Source organism: Aquimarina agarivorans (genome assembly GCF_000218485.1).
GTDB lineage: Bacteria > Bacteroidota > Bacteroidia > Flavobacteriales > Flavobacteriaceae > Aquimarina > Aquimarina agarivorans.
The window spans coordinates 1-17057 of record NZ_AFPB01000171.1 but is presented as its reverse complement, the minus strand read 5'-3'; the positions used below and the strand labels follow the sequence as shown (position 1 = coordinate 17057).

General features: G+C 33.8%; 12 protein-coding genes. 5 read left to right on the top strand and 7 right to left on the bottom strand.

Annotated elements, in window-relative coordinates:
* Positions 1-8: 8 nt before the first annotated feature.
* Positions 9-1034 carry an IS630 family transposase gene (locus GMC_RS0114810; protein WP_029489529.1) on the top strand — a complete coding sequence of 342 codons (1026 nt, stop codon included), beginning with the start codon at positions 9-11 and terminating at the stop codon, positions 1032-1034.
* On the opposite strand, the gene GMC_RS0114805 is transcribed toward GMC_RS0114810, so the two are convergent.
* The 7 genes from GMC_RS0114805 to GMC_RS0114775 all read right to left on the bottom strand — a co-directional run bounded on the left by GMC_RS0114805 (position 1003) and on the right by GMC_RS0114775 (position 11805).
* Complete coding sequence (locus GMC_RS0114805; RefSeq protein WP_010522883.1) at positions 1003-1269, bottom strand: hypothetical protein; 267 nt, start codon at positions 1267-1269, stop codon at positions 1003-1005. The genes GMC_RS0114810 and GMC_RS0114805 overlap by 32 nt on opposite strands.
* Before the next feature lie 23 nt (positions 1270-1292).
* Positions 1293-1580, bottom strand: coding sequence for a 2TM domain-containing protein (locus tag GMC_RS0114800; RefSeq protein WP_010522882.1), 288 nt, complete (start codon positions 1578-1580; stop codon positions 1293-1295).
* A gap of 205 nt (positions 1581-1785) precedes the next feature.
* Entirely contained in the window at positions 1786-2145 is a 360-nt protein-coding gene (locus GMC_RS22820; protein WP_316928983.1) for a hypothetical protein, read from the bottom strand.
* A gap of 55 nt (positions 2146-2200) precedes the next feature.
* Entirely contained in the window at positions 2201-3943 is a 1743-nt protein-coding gene (locus tag GMC_RS20075; RefSeq protein WP_316928982.1) for a TonB-dependent receptor, read from the bottom strand.
* Positions 3944-4215: 272 nt separating this feature from the next.
* Positions 4216-5478, bottom strand: a complete 1263-nt coding sequence (locus GMC_RS0114790) for a carbohydrate-binding protein (RefSeq protein ID WP_010522881.1) — start codon at positions 5476-5478, stop codon at positions 4216-4218.
* A 342-nt stretch (positions 5479-5820) separates the two neighbouring features.
* Positions 5821-7488, bottom strand: coding sequence for a sulfatase family protein (locus GMC_RS0114780; protein ID WP_029489817.1), 1668 nt, complete (start codon positions 7486-7488; stop codon positions 5821-5823).
* Between the two features lie 72 nt (positions 7489-7560).
* The gene (locus GMC_RS0114775) at positions 7561-11805 is read right to left on the bottom strand and encodes a two-component regulator propeller domain-containing protein (RefSeq protein ID WP_010522879.1); all 4245 of its coding nucleotides are present in this window, start codon (positions 11803-11805) and stop codon (positions 7561-7563) included.
* A 503-nt stretch (positions 11806-12308) separates the two neighbouring features.
* Between GMC_RS0114775 and GMC_RS20880 the strand changes: the two genes are divergently transcribed.
* The 4 genes from GMC_RS20880 to GMC_RS0114755 form a co-directional block, all read left to right on the top strand.
* Positions 12309-12920: a hypothetical protein gene (locus GMC_RS20880; RefSeq protein ID WP_050813327.1), complete on the top strand. Its 612-nt coding sequence runs from the start codon at positions 12309-12311 to the stop codon at positions 12918-12920.
* A gap of 96 nt (positions 12921-13016) precedes the next feature.
* The gene (locus GMC_RS20070) at positions 13017-15065 is read left to right on the top strand and encodes a PD-(D/E)XK nuclease family protein (protein WP_050813326.1); all 2049 of its coding nucleotides are present in this window, start codon (positions 13017-13019) and stop codon (positions 15063-15065) included.
* Entirely contained in the window at positions 15062-15907 is an 846-nt protein-coding gene (locus tag GMC_RS0114760; protein WP_010522878.1) for an alpha/beta hydrolase family protein, read from the top strand. The genes GMC_RS20070 and GMC_RS0114760 overlap by 4 nt, the downstream gene beginning before the upstream one ends.
* 15 nt (positions 15908-15922) lie before the next feature.
* The coding region (locus tag GMC_RS0114755; protein ID WP_010522877.1) for an MATE family efflux transporter at positions 15923-17057 on the top strand (1135 nt) is incomplete at its 3' end.

Below are 17057 nucleotides of genomic sequence, written 5' to 3'. Positions count from 1 at the left end.
TGAAGGATATGGATTTTAGATCAGTAGATTCTGCAAGCAGAAAGGAAATACGCAAACGAGCGATCAAGCAAATTAATTCAGGTGTTCAAAAGAAAAAAGTAGCTATGATGTACGGAGTTAACCCAAACACAATTACTAATTGGGTTAAAAAACATAAAAAAGAAGGGATTAAAGGGTTGACAGATAATAAGCGCGGTGTTAGCTCTGAGGATAAAAAATTACTTAGTAGCACTCAAGAGTTAGAGATCCAACGCATGATTACAGATGTTATGCCAGATCAACTAAAATTGGATTTTGCTTTATGGACACGCAAAGCTGTAAAGGAATTAGTGGAACGTGAATTTGGTGTAAAATTAGCGATAAATACAATGGGGGATTATCTACGCTCTTGGGGATTTAGTCCTCAAAAACCCAAGAAACAAGCTTACGAACAATGTTCTAAAAAAGTGCAATTATGGTTAGATGAACAATATCCAGCCATTAAGAAACGCGCTAAAGAGGAAAATGCAGAAATACAATGGGGTGATGAAACAGGAGTAAGAAACGCTAATCAACATGGTCGTTCTTATGCTCCCAAAGGAAAAACGCCTGTAAAGAAAAGTATGTCTAAACGTTTTTCTGTAAACATGATTTCTACAGTAACTAATCAAGGAAGTGTTCAATTTATGATTTACTCAGGAACTATGAATGCTGATAGATTCATTGAATTTCTAGAACAGCTTATCAAAGATAAAACACAAAAAATATTTTTAATCCTAGATAATTTAAGAGTTCATCACAGTAAAATAGTAAAGAAATGGATTGAAGAAAAACTGGAACATATTGAGTTATTCTTCTTGCCTTCTTATTCTCCAGAGAAAAACCCTGATGAGTATCTAAACTGTGATTTAAAATATGCTTTATCTGAAAAACCTGCTCCTAAAAACGAAAAACAGCTTGAAGAAAATGTCAAGAATCATATGAAAATGCTAACTGAAAATAGCCAAAGAGTAGCTAAATATTTTAACCATAAGGATATAAAATACGCAGCATAAAATCTCTATTTATTGCCGTCGGGTTAATAGTAACATTTACGTTAGCCACATAGTAATAAGGCAACCAATTTTCCTTTTCGGCATTTGCAATACGTTCAAATAAATTACTCGCTTCCTCTATTTTATTTTCCTGCCAAAGCCCAAAAGCTTTTTGCATTCCTTTTTCGTAGTTGGACTGCGCGTTAGCAAAAAATGCAACTAAAACAAAACTAATTATTGATATTGATTTTTTCATGGTAACTATTTTTAGGTTTCTGTTTAATCTCTATTTAAAAATTCATTAATTTTTCGAGCCTCCCATTCGCTGCCAAATAAAGCATTTGAAGCAAATAATTTTGTCCCTCTAATTACTAATCCTAAGCCCCAAAAAATAAGTGGATAATAAAACCATAAATGATATGGTGCTGTTTGGTAATTATAAACAATAAGTATGGGCATAAGAACAACGTATAGTATTAAGCTCGTATAAAATACCCTGATTTTTCTAACATGTTGTACTGCCATTGTATACTTTAGGTTTTCATGATTGGTGTGTTGTGCTTCCATAATTTTAACTGTTTTATTGTTATTTATTGATACTTCAAATTTGCTGATTTTTGGTATTCATTCTAATTTTTAGTTACTGAACTGTACTTTTTTAGGGATGGATTGTTTACCTTTTTTTAAAGTTTTATTCGTATTATCATTCAGCAATCAATTCCATGTTATTCATTTTAAGATTTACCAAATAGAGGAGGTTTTTTTATGCGTACTACAAATTTTCCAACTGATTTTTTTGCTTATTTTCACTAATAGTCCAAAAGAATCCTACAAAAAAGAAACGTTTTGCTGGTTGAGTAATCGCTCTTCGATTAAAAACCCCATTGGTATTAGGCGAATTTGCATACTGATAATCCAATACATTATTAAAACCCAACACATTTGACACGGAGCAGAAAAGTATTTTTTGCTGACTAATTAAATAAGCAAAATTGATACTCAAATCATTAAATGACTTGGTTTTATCATTTAAAAAACCAGTGGTATTAGGATTTGTAAATGACCTTCCGGAAGAAAAATTGTAAGTAGCCCCCACTTGAGTACGCCAATCGGATATAAAATATTTGGTCACTAAGGAAAAATTATGACTGGTTACAAAAGGTGGGGCAGCAGCTTCGGGATAGTTTCTAAAAATTTCTTTTAGTATCCAAATAAGAGTAGCTTATCCAATATTCAAAATTTTTAATGCTTTTCCCATCTCTCCAAAACAAATCTAGTCCTTTAGCATTCCCATTACCCGAATTCCTGAAATCAGTAGCCGTAATCACCTGATCACCATTAAATTTAATTAAGTCAGTATATTTTTTATAAAAAAGTTCCGCTCTAAATATTTGACGTTCTTTTTTATACAAATAATTAAGCAAAAAATGTGATGCCCTTTCGGGAGAAAGTGATTCTTCGATTTTTAATACCGCATTTTGCGGATTTTGATAAAAATTGCCGTAGGCAAATGCTAGTTGACCGTATTCCGAAGTTTTGTGTGCCAACGAAAACCTTGGAGCTAGCGTTGTTTTTGAAAAAATGCCCGCATGCGATGCTCGCGCGCCAAACTTAGTTACAAATTTTGATCCGATCCGAAGCTTCCCTTCTGCGAAAGCGGCAGAAATATTATTGTTCAACGTACTATTTTGAATTTCTTGATTTGGTACTGCTATTTTATCTTTAATGCGAGTAACAAATTGTTCCGCACCAAAGGATACCTGAAAATTATTATCAAACTTTTTGTTCAACTTTAACTTAGCATGTAAACTATTATCATTTGTTTTAATCCTGTTTACATCCTGTTTGGTGTCTGTAAAATCATTGGACAAACTTATTCCTCCATTGACTTTCCATGAATTTCCCAATTTCCCCTTGTAAGTTGTATTTAGATAACTGTTTCTATTTTTGAGTCCCACAAAAACACCCTGTGGCACATTAATATCCTCCTGAGTTAATTCAAAATCAGTGTAACTTAAAGCCGCATAAGTTTTAAGTAATCCTTTTTTGAATTTTTGGGTAAAAACTGTTTCCCCGCTTAACACCTGAATAGGCTTGGAAAAATTAAGTTGTTGCTTTATAATTTCCTGATAAGGCTTTAAATTGAAATAAGAAGTATTAAAAATAAGCGAACTTTTATCCCAAATTTTGGTAAACTGAGCACCTCCACCTACACTCATCAATTGAAGATTTACTTCTTCCTCATTAGGCTCATCAACTGTTTCCAAATTTAATATACTGGAAAGTGCCTGACCGTATTCCGCGGAATATCCTCCGGTAGAAAAATTGACTCCTTTAAATACAAATGGGGAATTTCGCCCTCGTGTGGGTGTATTATTTGCTGTAGCCAAAAATGGTTGAAATACTCGAGTACCATCAATAAAAACTTGTGTTTCGCTGGCATCCCCTCCACGGACAAACAAACGACCATCATTGGCATTGCTGGAGGTACCCGGCAGTGTTTGCAATGCACCTACAGCATCCCCTAAAGCCCCAGCTGTAGTTACAATATCCATGGGAGTGAGCACTGCGGCTTTACTATTATCACTAGCATCCATACTCCCTGCAGAAAGTACTACTTGCTCCAAACTACTAATGCTTTGTTTTAATTTAACCTGAAGGTTTTGCATGGCACTCACATCCATGTTCAAATACACATCCTCAAAAGAAATAAAAGAAATTTGTAATTTTTGGGTTCCCTCTAAATCAGTAGTAAAATTAAATTTACCTACAGTATCACTAGTAGCACCATCATAACTTCCGACAAGGAAAATATTAGCCCCACTTAAAGGGTTTCCTTTTTGGTCGGTTACTTTACCTGAAATTTGAGTTTGTGCCACTATTGATTGGCTGGCTACTAGAACGAAAATAAACAAGACAATTAACTTCATTATTCCTTATGTTTTTGATTTGATACTTCAAAAATGGAATAATTGTATCCTGTATTGAACTAATTACTACTGAACCGTAGTATTTAAAGGTTGAAATGTCACATTTTGAAGTACTATCGTTTACAACCTTGCTATTTTTTATTCAAAATGATTCTTTTCCGCTTCGTACTTTAAAATAAAACAACACCGTAACAAAGGCTACGATGTTGTTTTGTTTTACATACAAATAAAATTGACTTATTTTTATAGAATATGTTTGTAGTAAAAGATTCTTATTTTTTCTTTTTCAAAATAAATTTATCCAAATTCCATTGCCATTCATTTCTGCCTGAAGCTTTCAATTTTATAACATGTTGCCCTGAAGAAAGCCTTACAACACCCCCTGAAAGTAATTTGTAACTATTCCACGATCCATTATTAGGCACTTCAATTGAAGTTACTTTATTGTCATTTAACATAAAATCAATAGCGGCGTTATTTGATGGTGTTGAAATTAAATACTGGATACTATATTTTCCTTTGACAGGTACATTAACTTTATATTCTACCCAATCACCTGAATTGACAAAATTAATTTCAGTTCCCGAATTTTTAACCGCTCTTCCTGGTCCGCCTGCTACTCTATCATTAAAAATCCCTCCTGTATTAATAAATTTTTCTGCTTCAATAACCAATACGGATTTTCCTCCTTTTGGCTTTGAGGTTTTCACTCTTTTTAATTTATAGGTATGTACCCAATCCACATACATGGTATTTATTTTGCTATTTGTTAAATCTTTTTTATGAGCTAAACCTCCTAGCCATGGTACATCTTTTGTCCATAAATCCCAAATTAAATTAAGGTCGCGTGTAAAATTACGTTTAGTGGTTACTTTGCCCGCAGGTTCACCATCTAAATAAAATTGCACATTATTTTTGTCTATCCACCAAGCGCCAACAATATGGTAAGCTTGATTCCATTTTACGCCTCTTAATTTGTTTTGCGGAGATAGTTTTCTATTATCAAAATTTCCTTTTTTGCGATCATTATTACCATTCACAGTAATAAAATATTGCGAACTCATTTGCCAGGGGTAATCTGGCTGACACTTACATGAGGGGTTTGAGTTATTTTCAATAATATCAATTTCGTCCCTATTATTTGCGTCCCCATTGTTCATCCAAAAGGTATTGTAGGCTGAAATGTGTGCAGTTCGGATACGAGATTCCGTATACATGGGATATTTTATTTGCGCTGTAGATTGCACTCTTGAAGTTTCAAACCACCTTTTCCTGTCTTTTCCAAGTGTAGCTTTTATCCATAATTTGCCTTTAGATACTCCTGAATTTTTAGCCGTCATTTTTACAGGTACACCATAATTCCACAAGGGTTTAAACCATTTTGAGTTATCCCATTTATCGAATTCATCGGTTAACTCAGGAACGCCTTCCCATTTATATCCTTGCGGAGGATTGGGTTGAGCAAAAAGTGATGTAATTATAACCGTATGGCATATAACTATCAATAAAAACTTTGGGGTGGTATTTTTATTCATAATATTTAATTTATTCCATAATTTACTGATAATTATGTAATTAATAAAATATTTCATCCATAAAACGTTATAAAATAACGGCAAAATGCATAATTGCCTAATAAACAGTATATTATAATTTCAATCTTCTGAAAAACAGTTGTTTATGAAAAATACAGCTTTTTTAGTAGTTGTTTCTGTAGGAAATACCCCCAAAATAGTGCTTTGGTTGTGAATATTGTCATTAAAATGTACTTCCCGAAATAGGTAAGCAGTATAATTGAACAACATAGAGTTTTACTAAAAACTAAAGATTTCAACCCAAATCAATATGCCTCATTAACAGAAGTAAACATGCAAAAATTAATCATCCCAATGTTGATCAATCACTTTTTGGATATGTGGGTATTTTTCATCGCCTTCATTTAACTCCGCTCTGGTCTTTTTTAGTTTCTTCTTCATTGTTCTAATTATAGATGCATAGGCGGGGTCATTGTAAACATTATTCATTTCCTTAGGATCTTTATTCATATCATAAAACTCCCAGGCAACTGGTGTGTGGCGGGTAAAATCATTCCCCCAGCTTTTTTTGTTCCATGTTTTGTTTTCATCATCTGTATCTACCCAGTATTTTCCGTAACAAAAAATAAGCTTATAATCTTTTGTCCGTATACCAAAATGTGCAGGATTCGCGTGCCTGTGTGCCATGTGCATCCAATACCTATAATAGGTAGCATCACGCCAATTTTCAGGCTCTTTACCTGTTTCTAAAATAGATTTAAAACTTTTTCCTTGCATATAATTAGGTACTGTACCACCAGCAAGAGCTAACATGGTGGGTGTAAAATCAGTATTGTTGATTAACGCGCCACTGCGTTGATTGGGTTTAATCATAGTAGGATACTGAATTAATAATGGCATGCGCATGGATTCCTCATACATCCAACGTTTATCTACATAATCATGCTCTCCCAGCATAAAACCTTGATCACCTGTATAAATTACAACTGTATTTTCAAGTAATCCTTCAACTTCTAAATAATCCATTATACGTTTCACGTTATCATCTACTCCTTTTACGCAGCGCAAATAGCGTTTAACGAATTCCTGATACGTTCGGCTGGTATGCGCTTTTTCAAGACTACTGTGATTGAAAGGCTTGTAGGCAGTTGCTTTTAAATCCTGGGCATTTCCAAAATCTTTCCAATCTTTATCCTTCCAGGTACTCATTCCTTTGTGTCGCACTATATTTCTTCGGGAAACCGAAGATCCTATTATTCTGGTTAAAGAATCATTTTTGCCGCGTGTAGCTACCGAACCATTGTTTGCGTTGTAGTACATACTGGCGGGTTCGGGTATCCACTTATCTTTCAGGTAATCTTTATACCGTGGCGCAAATTCAAAATCATCATGCGGTGCTTTAAATTGTGGCATCAGCAAAAAAGGCTTATTGGGATCGCGCTTATTTTTTAGCCAATCTAGTGTTAAATCTGCTACATTATCTGAGGAATGCCCTTTGCGTTTTATTACATTTTGCGGCCAAGGTTTGCTCCCTTGAATTCTAAATTCTGGATCAAAATATTTTCCTTGGACAGGAAACACACAGTAATAATCAAAAGCAGCAGGCTCATCATGCAAATGCCATTTCCCTACTATAGCGGTTTGATACCCTAATTTTTTTAATTCTGTTGGTAAAAATTGTTTTTCTTTAGGCAATACCCCTTCCAAATCAATAACTCCGTTTGCCTGACTGTATTGCCCCGTTAAAATAGCAGCTCTACTGGGAGTGCAAATTGAATTAGTAACGTAACAGCGATCAAAAATAATCCCAGATTTTCCAATTTTATCAATATTTGGAGACGGGTTTAACCCTGCTAATCGACTTTGGTATACGCCAATACCTTGTGTAGTATGGTCGTCAGCCATAATATATACGATATTAGGCTGTTTTTGTATTGGTTGTTTGGTTTTGTTACAGGCTACGGAAGTTAACATGATTCCGAACGCTATCAATTTATAAATTTGATTCATTATCGAACTTGGATACTACTAAATTATATTAATCGGTTAGGCTTTGATTTATTGCTATTACTACATACAAAGTTACTTCGTATTTTTTTCTTTTTTGTGCGATTTTACATATTCACTAGGTACCATACCATATTGTTTTTTAAAACACTTTGAAAAATATGATGCGGTATTAAAACCAGTCATGTACATCACCTCTTTTACCGACATATCGCTCTTTTTTATAAGCTGAACCGCGCGTTTTAAACGCACACTGCGTATAAACTCACTGGAGGAAAGCCCCGTAATTTCCTTTAACTTAAGGTATAAATTACTGCGACTCATTCCCATTTCTGCAACCAGCGTTTCTACACTAAATTCGGTATCCATCATATGATCCTCAACAATAGCCATGGCGCGTTTCATAAATTTTTCATCAACACTTGTTACAGTAATTTCGCTTGGCTCTAAGGAAATGGTACTTTTATAAATTTGTCTTAAAGATTCCCTTTTAGAAATAATGTTATTAATTTTCAACACTAGCATTTCCAAATCAAACGGTTTGCGGACAAAATCTTCAATACCTAGTTTTAAAGCTTCGCGCTCCGTTTCGGTACTGGATTTAGCGGTTAGTAATATTATTGGAATATGACTCGTTTTTTGGTCTACTCTAAGTTGTCGACTCATTTCCAAACCATCTAAATTTGGCATCATAATATCGCTAACAATTAATGATGGAAGCTTATTTACGGCTATTTCCAGTCCTTCTTCGCCATCGGCAGCCTCCAATATATCGTAGCTTTTTTCCAAACCTTGCCTTACAAAAGTTCGAATATCTTCATTATCCTCAACAAGTAATAGATTTGGTAATTTGGATTGATGCGTATGCTCATTTTTATTTATTTTAATCAAATCCGCCTTTAATTCTCCCGTAAGGGTGGGCTCATCCGTAATTAAATCAGACTGCAAGCTTTCATTTTGTAATTCTTCCTCCAGCGCTTCTATTTCAACGCCTGAAAGTGTTTCCAGCTCCAAAGGAAACAACACTGAAAAAGTTGTCCCTTTGCCAACCTCACTCTGTACGTTTATAAAACCCTCATGCAACTCCACCAGGCTTTTAGTAAATGAAAGGCCAATACCTGCGCCTTGTACATTTTTTTTACGCTCCATGTAGTAACGTTCAAAAATATGGGTAACTTTTTCAGGAGGTATTCCAGTACCTGTATCTTTTATTTGCACTATTACGTAGGAGGACAAATCGAACGATTTGTCAAAAATTTGTGGATTTTGAAATTGAACACCTTCATGGATTTCTACCCGAATTGAATTCCCTTCGGGAGTAAACTTAAAAGCGTTAAAAAGCAGGTTGTTCATTATTTTTTCAAGGGCATCGGGATCAAAAGGAACTTCAATTTCTTTTTTAGTACTTACTACTTTAAAATCAATCTTTTTCTTGTTCGCCATAAATAAAAATGGCCCAGTAGTTTCTTCTATAAATTCTACAATATTTAATTTCCGAAACTGCAATTTCAATTTTTCCCGATCTAATCGCCTGAAATCCAACAACTGGTTGACCAATCGTAATAAATAATTGGCATTTTTATTCATTAAATTATATTGCTTTATTCGATCTTCAGAATTTAATTCTGTTTCATTTTTCTCAAGGTAATCCAACGGTCCTTTTATAAGTGTTAATGGCGTACGAAACTCATGCGAAATGTTCGTAAAAAACTCCAACTCCATCTGCTGTAACTCTTCGGATTTTTCTTTTTCCATTTTGTTTACCTGAAGTTGATGTTTTTCTTCTGCTCTTACTATGGTATATTTTCTAAAAGCAATCAATAGCCCCAAACCTAATAGACCATATACTATATAAGCTAAAGTAGTTTCCCACAAAGGAGGAGTAATCCGTATGGTAATAGATTTTGCCTTTTGGCTCCATAAACCATCGTTGTTTGAAGCTTTTAGTTTAAAAGTATACGTGCCGTAAGGAATATTGGTATAGGTAGCATATCTTTTTATTGCAGTTGTATTGATCCAATTTTTATCAAAACCTTCTAACTTATACTGAAATTTACTTTTTACAGGTGCCACGTAATGCGCAGAAGAAAATTCGATTGAAAAACTGTTTTCGCTATATTTTAAAGTTAAATTTTCGCTGTCATTTAAGGTTTTTTTTAACAAAACACGTCCGTGTACTTCTTGCCCTACACCTACTTCCTTATTCAATAAGATTAGTTTAGTAAACAAAGGAGATGCCAAGGTATAATTATCTTTAATTTCAGAAGGATAAAATACATTGAAACCATCAACTCCCCCAAAAATTAGCTGCCCATTTTTTCTTTTGAAACTGGCTAATTCCAAAAACTCATTCCCTTGCAAACCGTCATTAATATTATAGCTGCGTATTTTTTTAGTTTCAGGGTTAAATTTTGTTAACCCGTTGTTTGATGCAATCCATAAATTGCCTTGATCATCCTCCTCAATGGATTTAATAATATCATTTGCTAATCCATCTTTTACGGAAAAATGATTAAAAGCACCTTCATTAATGGTGGATCCCGATTTAAATTGGTTTAATCCTCCACCAAAGGTACCCACCCAAATACTTCCGTCGGCTGTTTCATGCAATGCCAACACATAATTGTGTGACAAACTATTAGCATCCGTTACGTCATGTTTAAAAACCATAAATCGAGGATTTTCTTTTGACAATTCAGCTTTGGGTATCATACTCAATCCATCAGCAGTACCAATCCATAGATTCCCTTTTGCATCTTCTAAAAAGCTTCGGATAATATGATTACTCAACCCATTTGGTTGTTGTGGAAAATGACTTTTTACATAACTACCATCGGTTTGCGGCACCCACCTGTATAGCCCAGTGTAATAAGTTCCAATCCATATACTTTTGTCCTGAGTTTGTATTATTGAAAAAACAGCGTTGAAATTAGGATTAATGTTTTCAAAATCAGCAGCTGAATACCCCCCTTCTTTTAATTTTAAGCGTATCAAATACGGAGGCCTTTCCAAACCAAAAAACAAATACTTACCGTCTGGTTGCTCAACTTCTTCAATAGCAAAAACATCAATAAGATCCTCATAATGTGTAAAAGCATTGTAAAAATTATTTTCATTAGCTTTTTTACTCACATTAAGTGCTCCGTCTTCAGTTCCTACCCATAAAAAACCATTGGAATCTTGAAAAACCGAGCGAACATCATTATGACTTAAACTATTTTTGTTTAAATTTTTTTGAACGGTTGCAAAAGGATTTTCTTTTGGATATACTTTATTTAAACCTCCTCCTTTTGTTCCAATCCATACCACATTAGATTCATCAATAAAAATATCACGTATAGCATTTCTGTTAATACTTTTTGGATTGTAAATATCGTTTTTAAAGTTTTTTCTGTTATAGAATTGTTTTTTGTTAGGGTCGTATTTATAACAGAATAAGCCGTTGTTACTCCCTGTCCACAACTTATTTTCATTATCCACAACAATGTTTGGGTAAAACCCTTCATCAATAACTTTAAACTTGCTCTGATTATTTTTTTTATACATCAAATGCGATGTAGTAGCTATAATAATTGCACCATGGGTATCTGCAATAATTTTTTGTACACTTGTACCCTTAGCCAGCCCTTCCTGTTCCGTGACGTCAATAAATGTCAATTTACCGTTAGCATTACTAAATGCCTTATACAAGCCAACATTTGTGCCCACCCAAATTTGTTCCTGACTATCCTGAAATACGGTAGTCACATAAGCAAATTTAGTGCTTCCTGAAGGCTTTTTAATAATGTCAAAATAGTGTTCAAATTCATTATTGTCAGGTAACTGATTAATATCTAAAACATCCAACCCTTTAATTGTCATTACCCACAACCTATTTTGATGATCTGCATAAAGAGAAATAGCACTATTTGAAATAATTGAAGTTTTATCGTAAGGCACATTCATAAAATTAATGGCCGTTTCTGTTTCAGGATCAAATCTGGAAATACCTTTGTCAATATTCAATGTCCATATAAATCCGTCATTATCTACAACCAATTCGTTAATCAAATTGGTAGCTAAACTATTTTTATTTTCTGCGGAAGCACGATACGTGGTAAAAGAGTAGCCATCGTATTTATTCAGTCCATCATGCGTAGCTAACCAAATAAATCCATTATGATCCTGGCAAATGCTATTTACGTCATTTTGAGATAACCCTTGTTGCGATGTAATATGCTCAAAAGTAATATTTTGTTGCGCCCATATAATACTCGCAAAAAACAATAATCCAAAAGTACATACCTTACTTTTAATTTTTTTAAAACTATTATAAGCCATAAAATTGAGCAAAAAGAATTATCAATAAATATACAACAACCGTTTGTTTATCCTTTATACGAATTTAAGAGGTCAACTTTAATCCTTGTTGCAAATTAAGCACTTATAAAGTTTCCGACATTAAATTTTACATTTAAAATAATTAGAATCATAATAAGTAATGCATTACCACTTTTACACCTGTTTTAATTTAAATTTACTCAAATAAAAAAATGTCTTTTGGGGCAAGGAAAAAACTAAACCTAACCTTTGCTACACTTGATAAATATTTTGAAGTATCAAGCGAAAAAGAACGAGTTGCATGAGAAATTCAACCTTGGAAACAGTATAAAACATCCAAGCAAAAATTGCGTATGATTTTCCAAATTTGAAAACGACACGGACGTAACAGTGACTAAATACGATTACCCTATTTTTCAACTAATAAATACTCACTTTTCGAAGTATACAAAGCTATTTAAACAGTTTAATTGGTACATTTATCATAGAATTTTTATTGTATTATGCAGTCATTTTTAGATCAGGTAGTATCTCATTTATTAGCTCTTAATCCCATGGACTTTGACCAACTAGTTGTTGTACTACCAAGTCAACGTGCGGGTCTATTTTTAAAAAATAAATTGGTTACTGCCCTTACGGGAGAAATTAGAATTTTGCCTGAAATAATTAGTATTGAAACATTTATCACTGAGTTATCAGGGCTAGAAGCCATGGATAACAATGAAATTTTACTTTTATTTTACGAAGCTTACCTAGAAAAATGCCCTGAAAGTGAACAAAAAGATTTTGAAAATTTTATGTCATGGGGGCAAACGCTACTACAAGATTTTAATGAAATTGATCGATATCTAGTAGATCACGACGCTTTTTTTAAGTACTTGTACTATATCACCGATCAAAAACACTGGTTTTTACAAGAAAACAAAACACATTTAATAGAAAATTATATCCAATTTTGGGAACGCCTACAACTTTACTATAATGCTTTTACAGAAAAACTAAATCATATAGGAAAAGGCTACCAAGGTTTACAATACCGAAAAGCAGCCGAACGCATTGAAAATTATACCAAAGAAACTAAAAAAACCTTTTATTTGTTGGTTTTAATGCCCTAAACGCCGCCGAGCAAAAAATCATTAAAACTTTAATTATTGAAAATAAAGCGCATTGCATTTGGGATGCCGATGCTTATTTTTTGAAAGACTACGACCATGATGCTTCTCTTTTTTTTGAGAAAAATAAAAAAGGAATGGAAAGGCATAGACGCTATTGAACAAAGCACTCATACTAATTTTGAAAAAGAGAAAAACATCCATATCACAGGAGTTCCTAAAAATATAGGGCAACTAAAATATGTTGGGCAATTATTAGTAAATTTTACTGCTGAACAATTGTCCAAAACAGCCCTTGTGCTTGCTGATGAAAGTTTGCTTCTTCCCATTTTAAGTTCGCTACCAAAAAATGTACAGCATGTAAATATAACTATGGGATTGTCATTAAGTCAAGTGCCGTATGCAACATTTATTCAGCAGTTTTTCAATTTAAAAAAGGAACTAAGCACTTCAAAAGCTTACTATTATAAAGATCTTATTGCGTTGTTACAAAATCCATTTGTAAAGCTTTTACTCGGCAAACAGCCTTGCGAACAATTTTACAATTCAATTGTTAAAAACAACTGGGTTTATGTAAAATCAAATGTAGTTATCGAAAACTTACAAACTACAAACAACTCGTCCCTAAAGCTCATCTTTTCGGAATACAAAAACAGCACCCAACTCATTTTAGAATTGTATCAACTGACCAATCATATTTGCTCCATTTTTGAAAAAAATGGTGATGTGCAACAATTGGGATATACTCATAAATTTTTAATTATTACTGAAGAGTTGTTAACCTTAATTACAGCACATCCAAGTATTAATAGTATAAACACAGTACTACAGCTTATAAATGATAAAATAAAAAATGGAAAAATTGATTTTATAGGAAAACCTTTTCAAGGGTTACAAATTATGGGAGTACTAGAATCACGTTGTTTGGATTTTGAAACAGTGATCATAACCTCAGTCAATGAAGGTGTTTTACCCGCTGGTAAAAAAGGAAACTCATTTATTCCGCATGATTTAAAACTAGATCTTAATTTACCTACTTATAAAGAAAAGGATGCCATTTATGCGTATCATTTTTACCGATTGTTACAACGCTGTACAACCGCGCATTTACTTTACAACACTGAGATAGATGAATTTAATAGCGGCGAAAAAAGTAGGTTTTTACAACAAATTGAATTAGAAAAACATCCCAATCACCATATAATAAATTCCATAGTTGTTACTCCAAACGCCAAAGAATACCTTCCAATAACAGAAATTAAAAAGGACGAAACTATAATTACCAAACTTAGTCAAATTGCCCAAAAAGGATTTTCTCCATCGGCTTTAGGAGCGTATTTACGTGATCCATTAAGTTTTTACGAACATTATATTTTAGGGGTACAAGATACTGATGAAGTTGAAGAGGAAGTTGCCGCAAACACCTTAGGAACAGTAATACACAATGTACTAGAAACATTTTACAAGCCTTATATTGATAAAATATTAGTAGCTGAAGATATTGTAGTAATGCAAAAAAATATTCGTGCTGCCGTTGAAAAAGAATTCCAAATTACCTATTCCACCAATCAAATTAAACACGGGGCTAATTTTATTAGCCTGGAAGTTGCTGTTACCTATATCTCCAAATTTTTAAAATTAGAATTGGCTCAAATTAATGCTGGTAATGAAATTCAAATTATAGCTATTGAAAATAATTTTACCACCCAAATTGAAATGCCAAATCTGGATTTTCCTGTATACATCCGTGGAAAAGTAGATCGTGTAGACCGCTACAACGGTCAACTTCGCATTGTTGACTATAAAACTGGCGCCGTAAATACCTCGGATTTAAAAGTCAGAGATTGGGATAGCCTTATTACCGATGACAAACGTAGTAAAGCCTTGCAAATTTTAATGTACGCCTACATGTATTGTAATAAACACCCTACTACAAACCCTGTTTATGGCGGTATTATTTCATTTAAAAAGCTTAACGATGGCTTTTTATCTTTTGCTAAATACGCAGAAAAAGGCAGAACAAGTGACCCTGCCATTACCCCTGAAATTTTTACCAGCTTTTTAAACCAGCTACAATTTTTAATTACTGAAATTTGTGATATTACTATTCCCTTCCTTAAAAAAGAACCTAAAACCTATTTCAAATGACCATAACCATACATAAAAATATTCCTTTAGTAGGCAAACACAACAAACCAATTGTTACTGATTTTTATTACAACAAAGAACTTTCCAAACAACCAATACTTATTTTTTGTCATGGTTACAAAGGTTTTAAAAATTGGGGCCCTTGGCATTTAATGCTAAAACAAATAGCGATTGAAGGCTATTTTGTAGTTGCTTTTAACTTTTCGCATAATGGTGGCACTATTGAACAACCTATTGATTTCCCTGATTTGGATGCTTTTGGCAATGATAATTTTTCAAAACAGCAGGACGATTTACAGGCAGTTATTGACCAAGTGATTGATCCCGATTTCAAATTTTCAAGTAATACTGACCCTTCAAAAATATTTTTAATGGGACATTCTCGCGGTGGAGGTGTTGTAACACTAAAAGCTGCCAGTGAACCTAAAATAACCAAAATTATCACCTTAGCGGGAATAGCCTCTTATCATGAAAGCTTGCCTTCAGCAGAAAAAATAGCTCAATGGAAACAAAAAGGAGTATTATATATAGAAAACGGTCGCACTAAACAGCAAATGCCTTTATACTATCAATTATTTGAAGATTATCAAGCAAATAAACCCCAATTAAATATTGCTACGGCTGCCAAAAAATTAACCGTACCTCATTTAATAATTCATGGCAAACAGGATTCCACCGTCCCTTTCGCTAAAGCAGCATTATTACACCAATGGAGTAAAAACAGCCAGCTCATTGCGCTGAATACAGATCATGTTTTTAATGCCAAGCACCCTTGGGAAGATGATCAAATGCCTTTAGCTTTAGCACAAACAACCGATCATATTTTAAATTTTTTAAACTAAAACGCTTGTGTAAACATGGAATTGACCAGTTTTAAAAAAATTCATCAAATTGCTGGTCCAGCAATTATTGCGGGAATTGCCGAACCCATTTTATCCTCAACTGATGCCGCAATAGTAGGTAATATCCCTATAAATGCTAAAGAATCCTTAGCTGCAGTAGGTGTAGTAGGAGCTTTTTTATCCATGCTTATTTGGGTATTAGGTCAAACCCGAAGTGTTATTTCATCAATAATTTCGCAATATTTAGGTGCAGGAAAGCTTAAGGAACTTGGAAGCTTACCTGCGCAAGCCATTTTAATTAATATCGGCTTAAGCATCTTAGTTTTAGGAGGAACTTATTTTTTTGCAGCAGACATTTTTAAACTACTCAAAGCCGAAGGTCAAATACTGGATTACAGCTTACAATACTACACTATTCGGGTGTGGGGATTTCCATTTACGCTATTTGTTTTTGCTGCATTTGGTATTTTCCGAGGGCTACAAAATACCTTTTGGCCCATGGTAATTGCTGCTATCGGTGCACTGCTAAATATTGTTCTGGATTTTGTACTTGTATACGGAATTGAAGATTACCTCCCCGCAATGCATATTAAAGGTGCCGCCTGGGCCAGTTTAATTGCTCAAATTATTATGGCCATGCTGGTCACTATTTTGCTTTTTAAAAAAACAACTATTAGCTATAAAATTGGCCAAACATTGCATCACGAAGTACCTCGGTTGCTTGCCATGAGTGGCAATCTATTTTTGCGCGCCATTTCATTAAATATCGCTTTACTTTCAGCTGTAAGAGTAGCCACAGGTTTAGGGGATACCTACATTGCAGCGCATGCTATTGCTATGAATATTTGGCTATTTACTGCTTTTTTTATTGACGGTTATGCTTCCGCTGGAAATATTTATGGGGGCCGCCTTTTGGGAGCAAAAGATTATGAACAATTAAAAAACCTGGTTTTTAAAGTAATTAAATATGGTGTAGGAGTAGGTGTAATTTTAATGATATTAGGAGGGTTACTTTACAACCAAATTGGCTTACTTTTTACGCAGGAAACTGAGGTATTAACCGCGTTTTATGCTATGTTTTTTATGGTTATTGTCGTTCAACCATTTAATTCCGTTGCCTTTGTACTGGATGGTGTTTTTAAAGGAATGT